Here is a 20,631-nt window from a genome sequence, read left to right on the forward strand (position 1 = left end):
ATCTATAGGAATATGAGTGTATCCGCGTTATTTTGCCGCCATCTCCACAATTTCGTTCGTATAGGCTTCATCCACCTTGGATGCCGTCTTGATGACGCCGAACTTAAGGGCAATATCTGCCGTCTGCTGGAACGCCGCCGCATCGGTATAACCCATTTTGGAAGCGTCGAAGCCTTCCGGCTGAATCAGCTTGGCAACCTCGGTCATCATCGTCAGCTGATGCTCCCGGGTGGTGCTGCCCTTCTCAGCCAGCTTCATGACACTGTCAACCGCCGCTTCCGGATCGGCAATCGCGTCCTTCCAGCCTTTCAGGGAAGCACGGACAAACTTGGCGGCTGTTTCCTTGTTGGCTTCAAGCCATTCCTTGTTGGCGAAGAGGTTGTCTTCCAGCATCGCCACACCTTCATCATTCATGTCGATTACATTCAGATCCTCTGCCTTAATACCCGATTCCAGCACGACCTGGTATTCGTTATAGGTCATGGCTGATGCCGCGTCGATCTCCCCGCCGAGGAACTGGTCCATCGTGAAGCCCTGCTTGGTAAATTTCAGGTCCTTATTCGAATCCAGTTTGTATTTATCGAAGAGTGCCAGAATCTCGAACTCGTTGCCGCCCATCCAGTTGCCGACCTTCTTTCCCTTCAGGTCAGCCGGTCCGCTGATGCCTGCATCCTTCTTCGATACCAGCACCAGTCCGCTCTTCTGGAAGATTTGCGCAATCTGCACCAGCGGCATTTCCTGCTCCTGGCTGGTCAACAGACTGGCGACCCAGTCCACGCCGATATCCGCCGATCCCCCTGCGACCTGCTGCTCCGGCACAATGTCCGGACCCCCGGGCAGAATTTCAACTTTCAGCCCTTCTTCCGCGTAATAGCCCTTGTCCTGGGCCAGGAAGTAACCGGCGAATTGAGCCTGAGGCACCCATTTCAGCTGCAGCTTGACCGTGACCGGATCTGCAGCGGGTTCCGTTGTTGCCGCCGCTTCCGGCGATGCAGAAGCCTCTGTTCCGGCCGTCGCCTCAGCCGCCGGAGCCGCATTGTTATTATTGCCGCCACACCCTGCCAGCAAAGAAATCATCATGATAAACGCCGCAACCAGCACCCCGCCACGAAACTTACCCTTCTTCCTGTTCATCAAAATAACTCCCCCTACCCGTTTGAGTTTTCATTTCGGCAAAAGCCACAGCATGGTTACCAGCGTGATGCTCTATGCATACGGCCTGCGGAGGGGTTCTCTATCTCCCTCTTCGCAGAAACCGGATGTAACGAATTCAGGTATCAGGACCGCTGAGAGGAGTGCCACTTGATGAACACCTTCTCCAGCCGCTCCACAATCAGGTAAAAGAGGACTCCGGCAATGGCTGCCAGCACGATACAGGACCAACCGAGCGGCATTTTGGCCACTTTGATGGAATTGGAGAGCAGGTACCCGAGGCCCCGCGAGGAGAAGAAGAATTCCCCAACAATAGCTCCGATCATACTCGCGGTAGCATTGATCTTCAGCGCGGTGAACACATAAGGCAGACTGTTCTGGATCCGCAGGTAGCGGAATACCGCCGGCTTGCCGGCTGCATACGAATGCATCAGATCCAGAGCAAGGGGGTCAACCGCAGCCATGCCCTTGTAGGCATTAATAGCCATCGCCGCCATCGTTGTCGCTGTAACAATTGCGGCCCGGGACCCGATGCCGTCCCCGAACCACAGGTTCATAATCGGAGCAAGCGCCACAATCGGCACAGCGTTCAGCGCAGCCACCAGGGTCAGGCTCCCTCCGCCCCAGCGGGGCCAAGCCGTTGCCGCCAAGGCAATCAGGAAGCCGCAGGCCGAACCGATCAGCATCCCCACCACTGCCTCGGTCAGCGTATAGCCGGTATAGGAGAGCAACAGGCTGAAATGATCCCGTATTGCTTCCGCAATGGCCGAGGGCAATGGAAGCTGATATTTCTTGAGATCAAAGAGCTTGTGGAAGACCTGAACCTCCCAAAGGATCAGAAACAGCACACCGGCCAGCAGGGGCAGAATCACACCCGGATTCAGCCATTTGGATGGCCGCCGGGGACTTCGACGTTTATCAGGATCTGTTGTAATTTCGTTGTTAGTTGATGTGATCGGAGCCGTTGCTGCTTCTTTGCCTGATGATGCAATGAATGGTATATCCCGCACAGTAGTATTGCTCTCCATCAGCGGCTGCCCCCTTTCGGACGGAATTCCGGTTGCCATGGCGCTACCAGGCGTTCCACCAGACTCATCAGCCAATAGCTGGCCATCCCCAGCAAGGCTCCAACAAGCACTGTTGACCAGAACATATACGTATGGGAGGGACCGTAATAGAGATTACGCAGCATGATGACACCGATGCCATGCTGTGCGCCCATGAGCTCCACGAGGATTGCCCCGGTTACTGCGAGCGGAGCTGCAATCTTCAGTCCGCTGAAGAGGCCCGGCAGTGCAGCCGGGAAGCGCAGCTTCCAGTACACCGCCCAGGGCTTGGCAGCATAGGAGTGCATAAGCTCCACCGCCGGCAGATCCACGCTCCGCAGCCCGCGGAGCATATTCAGCGCGACCGGAAAAAAGGTAATGTAGCCGGAGATGATTATCCGCGACACCTGCTCGTCGCGCACAATGCCATAGATGATCGGGGCCAGGCCCAGAATCGGAATCATCTGCGAGGCAACCGCATAAGGGAAGGCAAGCTGTTCAATCGTCTTCGAGAGACTCATCAGCACCGCGAGGACCACTCCGGCCACTGCACCGATCAGAAATCCGACACCTGCATTACCAAAGGTGGCTCCCCCCTCCTTCAAGAGCGTGCCGCTGTACTTCCATAAGGTCGCCGCCACTTCATGAACGTAAGGCAGCTTGGATTGGGCCAGCGGCGTCTTCGCCACATTCAGCAGCCACCAGGACACCGCCTCCCATACCACCAGCAGACCGAAGATCCAGACGAACAGCGGCAGCACGCGGTCCCGCATAAACGTACTGTTCCCCTTCATCTCTACACCCCTTCGAAGCTGTCGCGGATATGGGCGATCAGTTCAAAAAACTGCGGACTGTTTCTCATCTCCGCCGTACGCGGACGAGGGAGTGGAATATCCACAATCGCGGACAGCCTGCCCGGATGCGGAGATAACACGAACACGCGGTCCGAGAGGAAAATCGACTCGGGAATGCTGTGGGTTACGAAAACAATAGTGCTCTGCACCTTGTTCCAGACGGACAGCAGCTCCTCATTCAGACGCTCGCGGGTGAATTCATCCAGCGCCGAGAACGGTTCATCCATCAACAGGATCTCCGGCTCCATCGACAGTGCTCTGGCGATGGCTACCCGCTGCTGCATCCCTCCGCTGAGCTGCCAAGGATATTTGTCTGCGAAGCCCTGCAGGCCTACAAGATCCAGCAGTTCCAGCGCTTTGTCCTCACGTATGGATTTCTTCACACCCATCAGTTCCAGAGGCAGTGTAATATTATGCTTCACCTTCCGCCAGTCATACAGGACCGGACTCTGGAAGACGATGCCGTATTTTTGGGCCAGACGGGCTTCGCGGGCACTCTTGCCGGCCACCGTAACGTCCCCGCCGGTTGGTGTTATAAGATCTGCCATCAGTCTCAGCAGTGTAGTTTTGCCGCAGCCGGACGGGCCGAGCAGAGAGACGAACTCTCCCTTGGCAATATCCAGGCTCACTTGATGCAGCGCAAGCACATCGGCTGTATCGGTCTGGTAGCGCATCTCTACGTTCTGCAGCTGTATTTCAGGAATTCTTGCCGCGACTAATGACATATCCAGCTCCCCCTTCACTCCTGATTTTATTTTCTTATTTATGTTATATAACATAACACAAGTTTACGTATAACGATTACTTTCCTTCATCCATGTAGGATTAACTAACATGTTACACTTTGCTCCGGTGACTCTCACTAGACAAAAAGTAAAATAGCGTCTGAAAAATTCCGTCACTTTGTCTAGGTGGAGCCTATACAGTATTAAAAATTGAGACTTTTTCCGATAAAGTAGGTATATATCATCATGCGGACAACCTTCATACCAAAGATTACACGATCTATGATTGATGCTATCTCACTATATCTTTCGACGATTAGGAGACAATCTGCCTATGCTCAACGCTTATGTCCATCCATGGAGGTCTGAACGATGGGATCCATGATTTCGAATTATATTGTGATTGTTGCGATCTCCGGTGTGCTGAATGTGCTGCTGGCTCTTTTTGCCTATTATAAAAGAACCGATTTCGCAGGAACCCGGGCCTTCATCCTCAGCTCTTTCACTTCAGCAGTCTATACCTTCGGCTTCGCTCTGGAGCTGTCGGGCCGGACCATGCCGGAAATCAGCTTCTGGATTAATGTCGAGTATCTCGGACTGCCCTTCATTGCTCCCTCTAGTCTGATTATGATTATGTATTTTGTTGGACTGGAGCGGCTGATCCAAAAAGGGCTGGTTACCTCGCTCTATGTCATCCCCTTCATCTCCGTCCTGCTCGTATGGACCAACGATTATCATCACTTGTTCTATCAGTCAATGCATTTCCGGGAAGGTGCGCCTACACCGCTGATCGATATCGTGATGGGACCCTGGTATATTGTTCAGGGCAGTCTGACTTTTGGCTGTATGCTTGCGGGCATGTGCCTGATTCTCTGGCAGTGGAACCGGATGAAGCGCGTCTACCGCAGACAGCTGTCCATCATCTTCATCGGGCAGTTCCTCCCGGCTCTGGGGGCATTCCTCTATTTAATGGATGCAACCCCTTATGGGATGGACCCCGTACCTGTGATTATGAGTGTCACCTCGACCCTCTATATATGGGCTATCCTTTCCAGAGGTATGCTGACCGCCGCTCCTATCGCCCGCGAGAATCTCTTCGAGAGCATGCGCGACGGCGTGCTGGTTACGGATCTCTCCGATATGCTGGTGGATTACAACCAGGCCGCTATGGACATGCTGCAGGATCTGGATGCCTCAGCCATCGGCAAGCCTTTGGCCCAGCTCTTCCTTCCAGCGGGGCAGGATGCCGTTGACTATGTCATGAACTCCGATCCGCAGCTCAGTGAAGAGCGCGAGCTGGGCTGGAATATCCACGGTGAAACCCGTTATTACCAGGTCAGATCCTCTCCGGTGCAGAAGCACGACGGACATCTGGTAGGAAGGATGATTATGCTGATTGATGTCACGGAGCGGACACTGCTGCAGGAGAAGCTGCTCCAGCTGGCCACCATCGACAGTCTCACCGGTATTTACAACCGGATGCATTTTATGGAGCTCAGCCGGCAGCTCCTGGAGGAAGCTTCACTCAACCTGACGCCGGTCTCAGTGATTTTGCTGGACATCGACTTTTTCAAAAGCATCAACGACCGATACGGCCACCATTATGGAGATATGGCACTGCAGCATATTGTAGCCGTATGCAGCAAGCATTTGCGGGAGGGTGATATTTTCGGGCGTTACGGGGGAGAGGAGTTTGTCCTCTGTCTTCCAGGAACCCCGTTGAAGCAGGCCGCTCTGTTATCTGAAGCGATTCGTGAGGATATTGAGCGCAGCTCCGTCTATACAATTTCCGGGTCCATTCATGTAACAGCAAGCTTCGGAGTGGTAGATTCCTCAAGCAAGAACCTCTCTCTCGAAGAACTGCTCTCCGAAGCCGATCATGCCCTATATACCTCCAAGCGAAATGGGCGTAATGCGGTTCACGTATCCAGCGGCTCCTCTATCACCCATTTCACACCGGTATAAGCGGACCCAATGATTGCCTGCCGGCGGCGCTACAGCAACGGCGTTTCTGCCGTTGTTTCGGGGCAAACCCGTCGGAAGCGCTCCAACAACGGTGTTTGTGCCGTTGTTGCGATGCTAAAACCGTACTTCACTTAACAGCATAGCCGTTGCAAATTTCCAGTTTAGAGTTGCACGGATGGCCTCATTAGACGCGGCGCCGATCGAATTGGAAAAAGTAAACTTAATTCGTCTTCACCCACTTCTCAGTAAGCACATGTTGGAAAAAGTAGAACTAATTCGTCCGATATCCTCCCTTTCAGGCGAATTCGCTGAAATTAAGTCTACTTTTTCCTACTATTCTCTCCGCAGAAGGCTTTTTCGTCTGATTAAGTGGACTAATTCCAACATCCAGCAGCTCCTCACACGCTACCCCTTTATCTTTCCTAGTAAGTACAAATGTACAAATCCGTCCATGAGACGTTACATTTCCTATAACAACAATAAGACCCCATTTCTAAGCAGGCTTATCGCTTGCAAAGAAACGGGGCTGTTCTGCGTTAGGCATCCGCCGTTAACGCGCATTATTTATGATGGGCTTTATTTACTCATTTACTCCCGGCCAGAAAATACTCCACACCCTGCAGCAAATCAGCCGGCAGCTCCTGGAGCTTCAGATAATCCTTCAGCTCCTTCACTACGCGTTCACGGTTATGCCCGAAAACATCCACAATCCGGGCCAGCCGTTCCCACGGTGCCAGATCGGCACGAAATTCCGCTGTGCTCATCGGTACGCCGTGCGATTCCACAACCCACTGGGCATTATAGCCGTAGGCAAGTCCAAGTAAATTCAGAAAGCCTGTGCTGCTATATTGGCGGGGACCACCGTATACGGAAGGGCCCAGGGCATCCCCCAGAAAGAGGACGTTGTCTTCCTTCACGTGAAGAATACAGGAATCTGCCGAATGGTCACCGCCCACATGGCTCAATTCACAGGTGACTCCACCCAGATCCACATTAATGCTCTCCGTAAATACGATATCCGGCTTCACAACCGTTATGTTCCTGTTGTCCCCGTATTCCAGACGAATATGTTGTGCACTCTCTTCACTGAGGGTTCCGGTTAGAACCAGTTCCTCCAGATCATCATCCAACCAGCTGCGCCCGGCAAGACTACCCAGCACTTCTGCCGTTCCTTCATGGGCAATGACCGGCACCTTCCAGGCGGACATGCCAAAAGAATGGTCCCAATGCCAATGCGTCAGAACGATTAGCTCCGGCTGTCTCATACCGCGCTTGGCCATTTCCTGGCGGAAGAGCTCCGCGTGGGCTGGCGAATTCCCTGCATCCATCAGCAGGGTGCGCCGTTCCCCCGTAATTGCTGCCAAGATAGGCCGGTCGGTCTCATGCTCCGCATGCATGATCAAAATGTGCGGACTGAGTTGCTGAAATTCATGCTTCATGTATAGCTTCCTTTCTGTGTCCACCTTTATGGCAAGGAATAGAGATTACTCTGTATCGTATATCTGCTGCATGATTGGGTGATAACAGCTCCCATAACCCTATAACTGGCTCCACCGCTTGAAGAGCGGCTATATTTCCATGTTGCCTGAATTCCAAATATTAATCAACTGCCTGTTGTTTGTGAATAGCGGCTTTCAGTTTAATAAGAGTTAGCCGATTCATTTAAGCACAGTTCGAGCGGAAGAGGGGGAGATTCCATGATCAAAATCGGGCTAACGGGCTTTGGAGATCACGAGGAGCTGTACGGCAAAATTAAACCGGCTGACCGGCTGCCTGTCTATAGCGCTCATTTCCCCATCGTGGAGATCGACAGTTCTTTCTATGCGGTGCAGCCGGTCAGGAATTACGCCAAATGGGTAGCTCAGACCCCGGATGAATTCCAATTCATCGTCAAGGCATATCAGGGCATGACCGGACACTTGCGCGGTAAAAAGAATTACTTTGATACCTCTGAAGAGATGTATCAGGCTTTTCATGCCTCGATAGAGCCTGTACGGACAGCCGGAAAGCTGGCTATGGCTCTTTTTCAATTCCCGCCCTGGTTCGACTGTACCAAGGACAACGTGGAGTTTCTGCGCGAGGCCAAGGAAAGGATGCTGGATGTTCCCTCCGCAATTGAATTCCGCAACGAATCCTGGTACAGCCCTGAAATGCGTGACAACACACTGGGCTTCCTGGAGAAGGAGGGCTGGATTCATACAGTGGCAGATGAGCCGCAGGCCGGGTCCGGTTCGATTCCAATCGTGCCGGTGTCCACTTCCTCTGATGCAACTTATGTCCGGCTGCACGGACGCAATATCAGCGGCTGGAACCAGAGCAGCCACCCGGATTGGCGCAAGCTGCGCTACCTGTACCGCTATAGCACCGAAGAGCTGACGGAGTGGCGGGACCGGCTGCTGGAGCTTGAAAAAACATGCCGCGAGCTGTATGTTGTGTTTAATAATAACTCTGGCGGAGACGCCACTGACAATGCAAAAGAGCTGCAGTCGCTGCTCGGAATCGATGGCGGCCTGGCTCCGCGCCAGCTGGATTTATTCTGAATTGCCCGGGTGATGCCTGGAGGTCTACATAATCTCTTCCACTCCTTGCTGAAGCACTAAGCGATACAATACAACCTATCCATCCGTTTCATATCTATGAAGGAGGCTACAGGAAATGAAGAGAAACCATACTATGATGCAATTTTTCGAATGGCATGTCGCAGCGGACGGAGAGCACTGGAAGCGGCTTGCCCAAATGGCTCCTGAGCTGAAAGCAATAGGCATTGATTCCGTATGGGTGCCTCCGGTAACCAAAGCCGTCTCCGCTGAGGATACAGGCTACGGCGTATACGACCTCTATGATCTGGGCGAGTTCGATCAAAAAGGGACCGTCCGCACGAAATATGGCACCAAACAGGAACTGATCGACGCTATTGCCGAGTGTCTCAAGAACGGCATTGCCGTGTATGTAGACCTCGTCATGAATCATAAAGCAGGCGCAGATGAAACCGAGGTCTTCGAAGTGATTGAGGTAGATCGGAATGACCGCAATAAGGAGATCTCCGAACCTTTTGAAATCGAGGGTTGGACCAAGTTCACGTTCCCTGGGCGCGATGACGAGTACTCCTCCTTCAAATGGGATCACAACCATTTCAACGGCACCGACTTCGATGCCAAAGGGAAACGAAGCGGAGTCTTCCGGATCAAGGGAGAGAACAAAAACTGGAATCAGAACGTGGATGACGAGTTTGGCAACTACGATTATCTTATGTTCGCAAACATTGACTACAGCCACGAGGAAGTCAAGAACGAGATGCTGGAGTGGGGCAAATGGCTGGTGGATACGCTGCAGTGCAGCGGCTACCGCCTGGATGCCATCAAACATATCAATCATGAATTCATTAAAGAATTCGCAGCAGAAATGACCAGGAAACGCGGCGAGGACTTCTACATCGTCGGGGAATTCTGGAACTCGAATCTCGAAGCTTGCCGGGAATTTCTCAATACGGTTGACTATCAGATTGACCTGTTCGATGTGTCACTGCATTACAAGCTGTATGCGGCTGCACTTGGCGGCAGAGACTTTGATCTGACACATATTTTTGACGGCACGCTGGTGCAGACCCATCCCGGCAATGCCGTGACCTTCGTGGACAACCACGATTCCCAGCCGCATGAAGCACTGGAATCCTGGGTCGGGGACTGGTTCAAGCAGAGCGCCTATGCCCTCATTCTGCTGCGCCGTGACGGATACCCCGTAGTCTTCTACGGAGATTATTACGGTATCGGCGGACCTGCGCCGGTAGATGGCAAAAAAGAAGCCATTGATCCCCTGCTATACGCCCGCTGCCATAAAGCCTACGGTGAGCAGGATGATTACTTCGATCACCCGAACACCATCGGCTGGGTGCGCCGGGGCATCGAAGAGATGGAAGGCTCGGGCTGCGCCGTGGTCATCTCGAACGGAGACAACGGCGAGAAGCGCATGTTCCTCGGTGAAGAGCGGGCTGGGGAAGTATGGGTCGATTTCACCCATAACCGCGGGGAGTCTGTAACGATCGGTGAAGACGGCTGGGCGACATTCCGGGTGAACGGCGGAAGTGTCTCCGTGTGGGCGCTGCCGGATGCGGAAGAAAAGGAGCCCGCCGCAGAGGCTCAGAATGCCGATACGAAGGGTACCACGGACAGCGGTACTACGGACAGCGGTGCTACGGACAGCGGTACCACGGACAGCGGTACTACGGACGAAGGTACTACTGACAACGGGAATACGAACGGCCAACCTGTCACCGGAGAAAAAGGTAAATGATGCAAAACAGTTAATTTCCGCTTGGAGAATCATAGGAACACTCCCACCTCAGCGGTGCTGTGCAGCTTGGATGGAAATATGCCCTATCCGATATGTAAACTGAGGTGTGATGCACCCTAATGCGAGCGGGCTGAAGTGGAAAAAGTAAACCTAATTTGCGCTGTCTCATTCCCACGCGAGCTTTACTGGTAAAAAGTACACCTAATACTACTAAATTGCTCCATATGTAGGGAATCCATCGAAATTAGATGGACAAAATCCCACTAGTCACCACTGCGAATAGAATTTCAACAAATTTAGTTTTACGAATTCCACTTAGCATATATTTTCACCTATGCACACCGTTCGTTGACCAGTCCACCATGTGAATAACGCGAGCGTTTCTGTCTAACACGCTAATTCCATTCAGGCTATCACATGCTGGTACACAAAATTATTTTTTTGAACCGACTTATAAGATTGCACCAGGCAAGTTCAGCTGGTCCAACAGTCCAGCAAGTCTGGCAAGTCCAGCAAGTCCAGCCCATTTCAACACTGCCGCCCAGCGGCAGGAGTAACTGGGGCTTCAAGCAAATAGGTGACCCCGGCCACACAGCCGGGGTCACCTATTTGTGTGATCTCTTATGTTGTCAGGAACCATCCATTAACGGTTGACCGCTGAATTCCCACCTTCGGTCCAAGTGTCCGGTTCCGTATTCAGGATACGCTCAATCGGATAGACTCTCCATACGGCGGTTACAACGGCAGCACTCAAGACTGCCTTGATAAGGTCACCGGGGATGAACGGCCACATGCCTGCCGTTAATGCCTTGGAGAGAGAAGTCATGCCCGTAGAGTGGGCCAGCCACCATACACCGCCGGGATACACAAGAAGTGCGCCGAACAGGAAATTCACCGCCAGCAGCTTCACAAATGTGTATTTATTCTGCCCGATACGCTGCGCAGACAGGCCGATCAGGAAGGCCACCACCGGCCAGGAGAAGATATAGCCTGCCGTTGGTCCAACGAGGACGGACAAGCCTCCGCTTCCGCCCAATACGGGAAATCCGGCTGCTGCCAGCCCAATTACAATCAGCACGGCCAAGGTGCCATAGCGTGCGCCCAAAATAGAACCGGCCAGCATGACTGCCAGCGTCTGCATGGTGATAGGTACGGCTGAGAAAGGCAGTGATATTCTTAAATAGCTAAGTGCGATCATGACTCCGGCGAATAGGGCACTGAAGATCAGGCCGCGAGTCGTCCATTTTTTCATGAGCTGGATTACCCCCATTTTTTTAGGATCACTATATCATCCCCCACCCGATACATCAATCTTAAAATATTTGCTATAATGGGTAGCAATTATCGACTACAGCAGTTAAGGAAGCAGGCACGACAATGATTAGAGCGGAGCAATTGACCTTGTCTTACCGGGACGGCCAGCGCAGGCTGCCGGTATTGCAGGGGATTTCCATACATATCAATCGGGGCGAATGGGTGGCCCTAACCGGAGCCAACGGCTGCGGCAAAAGCTCGCTCATCCGCACATTTAACGGTCTGAAGATTCCAACCGGGGGCAGTCTGTCTGCCGCCGGTCTGGATCTGCGTTCACCGGACAACCGCACAGCTGTCAAACAGCATATCCAGCTGGTATTTCAGAATCCCGAAGCACAGACGATCGGCTCCACACCGTTTGAGGACATTGCTTTTGGACTGGAAAACCGCGGCTTAAGCAGGGAGGCGATGCTCGCACAGATTGAGAAGGTTCTGCACCAGGTCGGGCTGACTCATAAAGCAGAGGCCGATGTCGCCACCCTCTCGGGTGGTGAACGGCAACGCCTGGCGGTCGCCTGCTGCCTCGCACTGGAGACGGAAATGATCATTTTTGATGAAGTAACCTCCATGCTCGATCCGGCCGGACGGCGGGACATTCTGGAGCTGGCCCGCAAGCTGTGGGAACAGGGGACGACGGTACTCTGGGTGACCCAGCGGATGGAGGAGCTTGCCGAAAGCCCGCGTGTTGCCGTCATGAGCCAAGGCAAAATACTGTATGACGGAGACACGCGGACGCTTTTCTATTCAAGCGGGCTGCCGGATGCTCTCGGCTGGCCCTCCGCGCCGGCCGTCCGTATCGGACAGCTGCTGCAGGACAAGGGCTGGCCTCTGCACAGCCTGCCCTTGACCGAGCAGGATTTGGAGGCGGTTCTGTGAGGATTCAGGCGAACCATGTATTCTTCAGCTACGACAGACTCCCTGTCCTCACAGATATTAATCTCGACATACGCGAAGGTACGCTGACTGTTCTGTGCGGGGTCACGGGCAGCGGAAAGTCTACGCTGCTGCGCCTCTTGTCGGGCCTTGCAGAGCCGGCTGCCGGCACGATTCTCCTGGACGGCGGCCAGGCTGCTGCCGGAAACGTCTCCATGGTATTCCAGCAGCCGGAGACGCAGCTGTTCGCAGGCAGCGTGCACCAGGAGCTGGAATACGGCCTAGCTGAGCGCGGAGTGCCGGGGCCGCAGCGGCTGGAGCTGATCCGCAGCGCGCTTGCCAGAGTCGGACTGCCCTACGATGAATTCGGCGGGCGCTCGCCCTTCCTGCTGAGCGGCGGCGAGAAGCGGCGGCTCTGCATCGCCGCCGCTATCGCTTCCCTCCCCGGGCTGCTCGTCCTTGACGAGCCCACAGCCGGACTGGACCCGCAGGCGGCCGGGTCCCTGCTGGAGCTGCTGCGCGGGCTTCGCCGCAGCGGCTTAACCCTGGTCATTGGTACCCATGACCTTGACAGCTTCCTGCCCATCGCAGATGAAGCGATTGTATTGTCCCAGGGCGCCGTCCATTATAGCGGGCCGGCCTCTACCCTGTCCGCCGATCCGCTTGTGCTGACCGGCGCAGGGCTGGAGCCCCCCGCCTATTCGCGGCTCGGGCACAGACTCCGGCAGCGCGGCCTGCTGGCTGAGCTGCCGGACAGCCTGGACAGCCTGCTCGCAGCGCTTGCAGAGCAGCCGCTTCCCGCACCGCCGGAGGAGGCCCCTCCGGCTTCGGTGCAGATCCCCCGCCTAAGCTGGAGCGGCGGGGAGAACTTGCTGCCCGCCAAAGGGAATACGGCCGGCCGGTCTTCCGCTGCCACGGATATACAAACAGCCTCTGCACAGAAGCCGTGGCAGAGGCTGGACCCCCGCGTCAAATGGCTGGGGATGGTGCTGGGCACACTGGCCGTTCTGGGAATGCAAGCCCTGCTGCCGCTGCTGCTGGCCTCAGGGCTGATTACTGGACTCATGCTCTCTGCCCGCATTCCCTGGCAGAGGACGATCCGTTTCTTCCGTCCGTTCCTGCTGATGTTCCTGTTCCTCTGGCTGCTGTCCGCGCTCACCTGGAGTTCTCCGGATTATAAGCTGGGGCCTGTGGGCCTAAGCCTTGCCGGTATGGAACGGGGAGGACTGAACGTGCTCCGCTTTCTGCTGCTGGTTGCACTCGGTTTTCTGTTCACGGAGACTACCACCGGCGCCCCCTTGCGGGAAGCGCTGGAATGGGGGATAGCCCCGCTCAAAAAGCTGGGCATCCGTACCCGTAACTGGTCCCTGGCGGTGTCCGTCACACTCCAGTTTGTGCCCTGGATTCTCGATAAGCTGGCCCAGCTGCAGCTGGCGCTGAACTCGCGCGGCAGAAAAGCCCGCGGAATGGCCCGCTATACGCCGAGGCAGGTTGCCCTGCTGATTGTCCCCTTGCTCATTCTGGTCATCGGGATGGGCGATGAACTGGCTACCGCAGTTGAATCCCGGGGCTATGACCCTACTAAAGAGCGGACGCCTGCCTACCTTCTGTCCTGGCAGAACCGTGATACGCTCGTCATGCTATGTATCCTGCTGGCAGCCGCCTTGTTGTGGACGGTCTCGCGGTTCAGCTAAGAATATAACTCAGCATGTATTCCATGTGCGGGTCCGGAGTATGTAACAGAGGGTCTTGCCGGGTCCAGACGCCTGAGATGCCCAGCTCCCGGCACGCGAGCTCGAAGCTGCATGCCGCAATCCCGATATCGATCCGCTGCATCTCAAACCCCAGCTTGTTGCCGCTGTAATTTGGCGTAGGCAGGTAATAGAAATGCACCTGTTTCCTGTCTTCGGACAGCACGACTCTCCAAGGCTGCTTGTTGGAAGCCGACGGGCCCAGCCGGACCATCTCCAGCGGTCCGGCCAGGCTGCCTGCAGCCTCGCGGGTCAGCTCGCGGCCGAATCCGCCATCCTGGAACAGCTCTTCCCAGGGCTTCCTTTGATTCGATTTGGCGATATATCGCATCGCCGAGTCCAGCAGACGCTGCTTCTCGCTTGCATAGCCCAGCGGGGAGATGCAGGGGATAAGTTCTCCCGGCGCAAGATCAATTTCGCGGGAAAAGGACTTACGGTTAAAGGTACCGCCCATCCAGCAGGTTCCAAGGCCCAGGCCGGTCGCATGAAGAATCAGCTTGTGAAAGATATAGCCGAACTCCAGCAGCGCCGTCTCTCCGTTCTGCACCACACCCACCAGATACGCCTGCGGGTTCTTGATGACCCCGTAAGCGCCAAGCTTAACGCCTGTTGCCTCCGCCACACCTCCTTTGACTGTGATCCATTCCACAGAAGCCTTTCCGCCCAAAGGTCCGCGCAGATTCTCCTCCTGTGCCAAATATTCCATTACCGCTGCGCGGGCCTCTTCCCGGATCGGTGTCTGTTCATAAGTGCGGACCGATTTGCGTTTCTCCATAATCTCCATGATGGCGGTTCCCATAATTGTATCCTCCTTTTCATATCAAGCGGACCTGAATCACTTGTTTCTAAATAAAAAGATGGCGCCTGCATCGCGCAGTAGCCATCTCCAATGATGTATATCTATGTTTGCTTGTTCGCGCTCATGAATCCGGTAAAATCAGTATTGCCGATTTCCGCCTAATCGTCCAGGACATATAGCACATGAAGTTTATTTCCGGTCCTTCCCCTCTTCCGGGTAACGGGAGACAAGCCTTACCAGATCAAGTGTCAGAATTGACAGCGTAACCGCGGCCGGATAGGCCAGATATCTGGGTTCCCACTCCGGATTGAACTTCTCCTTATAGCGGCGGAGCCCGGAAAAACCGTACCAGTGGCCACCCCGTATATAAATCAGATGAGCCAGCTTTTCTTCCCGCAGCGCTCCTGAATTGTGCCCGACGCTGGACAGCGGGGCATTGCCCAGATTGAATCTGCTGCTGCCCTGTTCTTTGGCCCACTCCAGCAGACGGACGAACAAATAGTCCATTGTGCCATTTGGCGTTTTCTTCAGGTGACGCATGAGATCGATTGAAACCGTGGTTCCCCCATCATATCCCGGTGCAATGGAGGCAAAAGCCAGTACAGCGCCCTCCTTGCTCCTCAGCAGCGCAATAGGTGCCAGCTGGAGGTACGACGGCTTGAACCAGCCGAGAGAGTAACCTTTCTCCTTTCGGCCATTCAGCCATTCCTCAGAGATCCGGCGCAGCTCGTCCAGCAACGCCTCGGAATGAGGCGAAGCCACCACCTCGAATACATATCCCTCCCGCTCAAAGCGGCTTCTTACACTCCGCAGGTCGGAATTCCTTTTGCCACTGAGAGTGAGATTGGCCAGCGGCACCATCGCCTCTTCCCCCAGCTTGAAAAAACGGTAGCCCTGCTCATGATAGACCGGCAGAAAAGCCGGAGTGGCCTGATAGAACACCACAGCAAGCCCGTATAAATCCGCAGCCTGTCGAAATTCACTAATTCCGTCATTGATCAAGTCCAGCGGGCCCAGAGGATCACCCAGTACGACCAGCTTGTCCCGCGCCCGGGAAAAAGCAAACAGCACCTTGCCGCCTTGGGCCCAGTAAAAGCTCTTATCACCCAGGAACAGCATGTGGGTTAAGGCATTCCCGGGATTGCCCTCTAGAAATTTGCTCAATCTGTCCATATCCTTATCCGCGAACAGCTCATCCACTTTGTGGTTAGGCCGAAGGGTAAACAGCATCGTAAGCAGAATCCAGGAGAACACCAGCCCGCCTGCAGCGGTAACCGCCACGTTGCTGTGACGCTGCAGCCACTCGGGATCGACACCCCGGGGAAGATGCTTCAGGAAGCCCCGATGCGCATAGCTGCCCAGCCAGTAGTAGAGCAGTGCTATGAAAGTCGTCAGCGCCAGCCACCACACGGTATTCTGCCGGCTTACCGGCACACTGACCCGGTAGAAGCGCGCCCGTGAGATCCACAGGATGAGCGCTACGAGCAGCAGGAACAGGGCCTCTTCATAATCAAAGCCCTTCGTAAAAGTAAATACAGCTCCCACGAACAGCAGCACGCTGGTCCAAACATAGGCTCTGCGGACCCGCAGCGAAATTCCGCGCGACAGCAGAATGAGCATGAATCCGATCAGCACGGAGAGATGATGCGATATCCGCATCACCGGCAGCGAGAGCAGATCCTCCGTAAGCCTCAGCCGGTACAGGAGCTCGGGCGTGGCTGCTGACAGCAGCAGAATAAGTCCGCTGACAAGTACCAGCTTGCCAAGTGCCCAAACGCCAAGATCGCTCAGGAACGTATATTGGCCCGGCCAGCCCCAGATTTTCTGCCAGCGGTTAAGCGAAGGCTCAATGTTCGCTGTACTACGGTCGGGGTCCTTTTTACTCTGAAGCCCGATTTCCAGTGCGGCCAGTCCCAGGCCAATCAGCCAGGGAATCAGATAATAAAACAGTCTGTAAATAACCAATACGGCCATCGCCTGATCACTCCGGTATCCCAGCTGCGTAAGCCCGAGCAAGGCAATCAGATCGAAAGCGCCGATACCTCCGGGAGCCATGCTGAGAATGCCGGCAATCGCGGCAATTACATAAATACTAAAAACGGTCACGAAATCTACCCCGCCGAGCAGGTGGTTCCCGATCGTCCAGAACGTGATTCCCGCGAACAGCCACTCCAGAAAGGAAGCGCCGACGGAAGCACCCACGGTCAGCCAGGGCGTTCGGCCCTGGTCCCGGTTAACCCATCTGGCGAACAGCGACGAACGCTGAACAATAATGAAAAACGGCAAATACAGCGCCATGCCCCAGACCGCGAACACCAGCCAGTGATGCTTGTGCAGCAGCGCGGCCGCCGGAAGCAAGCCAATGATATTGCCCCAGGAGAGCAGCGACAACCCCGTGATCATCAGCGGTGAGAGAAACACGATGGCGGGCGTAAGAACGGCGGCAGGTATACCGCTTTTTTTGTAGAGAAGCGTCCGTAGGCCGACCCCCGCCAGACCCGCAAACCCGATCAGATTGTTGAAGGTATTCGCAATCCACGAGTAACGGAAAGTGCTCCAGCCCCCGATATTCAGCCGGAAATGGCGCCGGATCAAATAATCATAGCCGCTCATGACGGCAACAGCGAGCAGCGCGACCCCCATCATCTGGGCAATGGCCTCCGCGGGCACACGTTTTAGTTCACGGAGGATCAGTCCCAGATGCACCTGCTTCAGCTCATGCTGTCCCTCCAGATATACAAGAGCTATGATTGCAATCGGTATAAGCGCTCTTACCGCCCTGAGCCGGTAGACCGCTACAATCAGTCTTACGATTTTGAAACGTTCGAGTGTCTGGATCTTGGAGTGCATGTCTTCTCCTGCCTTTACTGCCGGATGATGGACTTAATAAGCCTCTTGCCCTTTTTCATTTCTCCATTATACCAATTCTATGGATGAAAGGCTCATTTTGGAGTGTTTCAAAGGTTAGACTACCCGCAAGCCCCATTACCCTGCACTACAGCGCTAAAAAAATCCATGGCACACCAAAAAGAGGACCCTCTCACGGCAAAGGTGTCCTCTTTTCAGATACTGCTTACGATTCAGTTGCTTACTCGCTTTGACAGAACTACACCCGGATGTCAAATCTTCCTTCGCTGTCTGTAGTGGCTGTCGCAATATCCTGCGCGCTTGCAGGCACAAGCGTTTTGCCGCCTGCCGGTTTCTCTGGCGGAGCCGTATTACCGCTTGCCGAAGAGGAACTCCCGCTCTGAGACTTCTGGGCAATTTGTGCTTCGATCTGTTTGATCTGCTGCTCCAGCTGCTTGGTCTTCGTCTCCTTGGTCTTCTCATCGTCTTTGCTGGAATTAACCTTTTCCAAATCGGCTTCCAGCTTGGCTTTTTGCTTCTCCAATGCAGCGGTATCCGATGCGCTGGAGGAAGTGTAAGCGGTGGAAGATGCCGATGATACAGATGAAATATTCATGCTTGTCCCTCCCTTCACTTTTCCAAGTATAGGCGGTTTAGCCGGGAGGAACGTTAAAATGCGCTGAAAGTTTGCTGAAAGGCATCTGGCCTACCGGGAGATACAATGCACCCATGCATGTAAGCCGAAGACTATATTTTCCCCTGATGGGCCGATACTTCACCCGGGTTGCCGGGTCCAGCACCTTTTTTTCGCCGGTTCACAAGGGTAACACTCATCAGAATAATCACGAGCCCGGCGATGGTATTGGCATAAACCTGCTCATGCAGAAAAATCACACCCCAGACCAGACCGAATACAGGAACCAGAAAAGTTACGCTGACGGTCTTCACGGGGCCGACATTGCGGATCAGGCGGAAATACAACAGATAGGCTATGGAGGTACAGAAGATGGACAACCCGAGAACCGAATAGACAGCCGGTGCCGACGGCAGATGACGGGGTGCAAAAACAATAGCCAGCGGCAACAGCACCACTGCTGCTCCAAGCTGCTGTCCGGCGGCTAGCGTCAGGGGCTCGAGGCCGTGGCCTACCCGGGAGGCATATAACCCGCCGAACCCATAGGAGAGGGCGGCCCCCAGAGAAAAGAAGACGGATAACAGAATCTTGCCCTCCATTGGAACAGGACTCCAGCCTACCAGAACACCCACTCCAAGCAGCCCGATCACAAGGCCTGCCGACTTGGTGAGTCCCGGCTTCTCCTGCTGGATTCCCCAGGCGGCAAGCGCTGTGAACATTGGGGTTGTGGCATTAAGGATGGCTGCCAGAGAGGCGCTCAGATGCAGCTCCGCCAGGCAGATCAGCGTAAAGGGAAGGGCGGCATTGACCGCCCCAAGCAACAGGAACTGCTTGGCGTGCCGCCAGATGCCCAATTTCTGACGCTTCAATACCGCATACAGCAGCAGGACGGCAGCAGCCAGCGTGACACGGAGCTCTGTCGTAAATACCGGTCCCAGCTCAGGCGAAGCGATTCTCATGAACAAAAAGGAAGCGCCCCAGGTAAAAGCCAGCAGCAGCAGAGTTCCAAAATCCTTGCGGCTCACCGGGCACCTCCCGGCTTGCAGAGCAGGAGATAGGACAGAATGGAGCACAGGCCGGTCCCCGCGATGACCATTGCCATGGGCAAGGCAGTCTCACTGCCGCCAAGTCCGACAAGGGGAGCTACACAGCTGCCAAGCAGCAGGGGCAGCAGTCCTAGAAGTGCCGATGCGCTGCCTGCTGCCTCGCCCTGATCCTGCATGGCCAGGGAGAAGCTGGTTGTTCCGACCATGCCCACACTGGAAACCACGGCGAACAAGCAGATCAGGATGGGCACGAGCCCGCCTCCGGACAGAACGGTCAGCAGCAGCAGTACACCGCCCAGCGTGCAGAGCAGCAGGCCGCCCACCAGAAATCTCTGTTCGCCGAATCGTCCGGCCAGTCTGCCGGCAACCTGGCCCGAAAGGATAATGCCCAGTCCATTTACGGCAAAAATCAGGCTGTACATTTGCGGAGATACCCCAAAAATATTCTGCAAAACAAAGGATGAACCGGAAATATACGCAAACATGGCGGCAGAGACAAATCCCTGAGAGAGGGCATATCCCATAAATCTTCCATTGCCAAGCAGCACAGCGAACGTACGCATCGTACCGCGAAGCCCGCTCCTGGAACGCCGTTCTTTGGGCAAGGTCTCCGGAAGCCGCAGCAGAATTGTGGCAAAAAAGATCAGGCCGGCGGCAAACAGCACCACGAACACCCCTTGCCACGTTGTCACTCTGAGCAGCTGGCCGCCGATGACCGGGGCCAGGATCGGACCCAGTCCATTGACAATCATCAGCAGGGAAAAGAATTTGGTTAACTCCGAGCCGCTATACAGGTCACGCACCGCCGCGCGCGAGATCACGACTCCTACCGACCCGGCTAACCCCTGGATAAACCGCAGCATCACCAGCAGCCCGATGGAAGGGCTGAACGCACACAGCAAGGAGGAGGCTGCATACACCACCATGCCAATGAGCAGTGGGGTGCGGCGGCCATATACGTCGCTCAAAGGTCCGGCTACCAGCTGACCCGAGGCCAGTCCCAGCAAAAAAAAGGTCAGGCTGAGCTGCACCAGCGCAGCTCCGGCGCCAAAATGTGCCCCCAGCGCCGGAAGCGCGGGCAAATACATGTCAATGGACAACGGGCCAATCGCGGAGATAGCCCCCAGAATGACAGCGATCTGCAGCCGCTGCTTCCGTGACGGCCCTTCCGCTTCCAGCACCCTACTATCGATTTTTGTAATCATAAGCAATAACGTCAACCTTTCCGTAGCAATGTAACCTTCATACTACCGATCCTGGTTGGATTATTCAATGCAAAAAACCGCCCGCAGGGGCTTTCAAGTGGCTGATACAGTCACTTGGCAGCGGCCCTGC

The 20,631-nt window shown here is 54.8% G+C and carries 16 protein-coding genes; 5 read left to right on the forward strand and 11 right to left on the reverse strand.

The genetic code is table 11. From position 1 onward, the window contains the following. Positions 1–27: 27 nt before the first annotated feature. From A3848_RS24140 to A3848_RS24155, 4 genes are all read right to left on the reverse strand, one after another. Positions 28–1,134 carry an ABC transporter substrate-binding protein gene (locus tag A3848_RS24140; protein WP_074087411.1) on the reverse strand — a complete coding sequence of 369 codons (1,107 nt, stop codon included), beginning with the start codon at positions 1,132–1,134 and terminating at the stop codon, positions 28–30. A gap of 143 nt (positions 1,135–1,277) precedes the next feature. Beyond that, positions 1,278–2,255 (reverse strand): ABC transporter permease, encoded by a 978-nt coding sequence (locus A3848_RS24145; RefSeq protein WP_256702541.1) that lies wholly within the window; start codon positions 2,253–2,255, stop codon positions 1,278–1,280. Then, entirely contained in the window at positions 2,180–2,992 is an 813-nt protein-coding gene (locus A3848_RS24150) for an ABC transporter permease (protein ID WP_083606897.1), read from the reverse strand. The genes A3848_RS24145 and A3848_RS24150 overlap by 76 nt, the downstream gene beginning before the upstream one ends. 2 nt (positions 2,993–2,994) lie before the next feature. Then, complete coding sequence (locus A3848_RS24155; RefSeq protein ID WP_074087412.1) at positions 2,995–3,777, reverse strand: ABC transporter ATP-binding protein; 783 nt, start codon at positions 3,775–3,777, stop codon at positions 2,995–2,997. 372 nt (positions 3,778–4,149) lie between these two features. On the opposite strand from A3848_RS24155, the gene A3848_RS24160 reads away from it, so the two are divergent. Then, entirely contained in the window at positions 4,150–5,742 is a 1,593-nt protein-coding gene (locus tag A3848_RS24160; protein WP_074087413.1) for a histidine kinase N-terminal 7TM domain-containing diguanylate cyclase, read from the forward strand. Positions 5,743–6,326: 584 nt separating this feature from the next. On the opposite strand, the gene A3848_RS24165 is transcribed toward A3848_RS24160, so the two are convergent. Beyond that, positions 6,327–7,181: an MBL fold metallo-hydrolase gene (locus A3848_RS24165; RefSeq protein WP_083612347.1), complete on the reverse strand. Its 855-nt coding sequence runs from the start codon at positions 7,179–7,181 to the stop codon at positions 6,327–6,329. 258 nt (positions 7,182–7,439) lie between these two features. Here A3848_RS24165 and A3848_RS24170 point away from each other — a divergent pair, with 258 nt between their 5' ends. Beyond that, complete coding sequence (locus A3848_RS24170; RefSeq protein WP_074087414.1) at positions 7,440–8,282, forward strand: DUF72 domain-containing protein; 843 nt, start codon at positions 7,440–7,442, stop codon at positions 8,280–8,282. Positions 8,283–8,397: 115 nt separating this feature from the next. Beyond that, on the forward strand, positions 8,398–10,032 hold the full coding sequence (locus tag A3848_RS24175; protein ID WP_083612348.1) for an alpha-amylase: 1,635 nt from the start codon (positions 8,398–8,400) through the stop codon (positions 10,030–10,032). Between the two features lie 643 nt (positions 10,033–10,675). On the opposite strand, the gene A3848_RS24180 is transcribed toward A3848_RS24175, so the two are convergent. Further along, positions 10,676–11,284 (reverse strand): biotin transporter BioY, encoded by a 609-nt coding sequence (locus A3848_RS24180; protein ID WP_074087415.1) that lies wholly within the window; start codon positions 11,282–11,284, stop codon positions 10,676–10,678. Positions 11,285–11,409: 125 nt separating this feature from the next. On the opposite strand from A3848_RS24180, the gene A3848_RS24185 reads away from it, so the two are divergent. Beyond that, a complete protein-coding gene (locus tag A3848_RS24185; RefSeq protein WP_074087416.1) occupies positions 11,410–12,222 on the forward strand; it encodes an ATP-binding cassette domain-containing protein in 813 nt (270 codons plus the stop codon). Then, positions 12,219–13,913: an ATP-binding cassette domain-containing protein gene (locus A3848_RS24190; protein ID WP_074087417.1), complete on the forward strand. Its 1,695-nt coding sequence runs from the start codon at positions 12,219–12,221 to the stop codon at positions 13,911–13,913. The genes A3848_RS24185 and A3848_RS24190 overlap by 4 nt, the downstream gene beginning before the upstream one ends. Here A3848_RS24190 and A3848_RS24195 read toward each other — a convergent pair. The 5 genes from A3848_RS24195 to A3848_RS24215 form a co-directional block, all read right to left on the reverse strand. Further along, on the reverse strand, positions 13,906–14,769 hold the full coding sequence (locus A3848_RS24195) for a nitroreductase family protein (protein WP_074087418.1): 864 nt from the start codon (positions 14,767–14,769) through the stop codon (positions 13,906–13,908). The two genes, A3848_RS24190 and A3848_RS24195, sit on opposite strands and share 8 nt — an antisense overlap. Before the next feature lie 189 nt (positions 14,770–14,958). After that, entirely contained in the window at positions 14,959–17,619 is a 2,661-nt protein-coding gene (mprF, locus tag A3848_RS24200; protein ID WP_074087419.1) for a bifunctional lysylphosphatidylglycerol flippase/synthetase MprF, read from the reverse strand. Between the two features lie 256 nt (positions 17,620–17,875). Further along, on the reverse strand, positions 17,876–18,232 hold the full coding sequence (locus A3848_RS24205) for a FlxA-like family protein (RefSeq protein ID WP_074087420.1): 357 nt from the start codon (positions 18,230–18,232) through the stop codon (positions 17,876–17,878). A gap of 131 nt (positions 18,233–18,363) precedes the next feature. Further along, positions 18,364–19,275, reverse strand: coding sequence for a DMT family transporter (locus A3848_RS24210; protein ID WP_074087421.1), 912 nt, complete (start codon positions 19,273–19,275; stop codon positions 18,364–18,366). Continuing rightward, positions 19,272–20,501 (reverse strand): multidrug effflux MFS transporter, encoded by a 1,230-nt coding sequence (locus A3848_RS24215; protein WP_074087422.1) that lies wholly within the window; start codon positions 20,499–20,501, stop codon positions 19,272–19,274. The genes A3848_RS24210 and A3848_RS24215 overlap by 4 nt, the downstream gene beginning before the upstream one ends. Positions 20,502–20,631: the final 130 nt, after the last annotated feature.

The sequence above is a fragment of the Paenibacillus sp. P32E genome (genome assembly GCF_001909085.1).
GTDB classification, from domain to species: Bacteria; Bacillota; Bacilli; order Paenibacillales; family Paenibacillaceae; genus Paenibacillus_AQ; species Paenibacillus_AQ helianthi.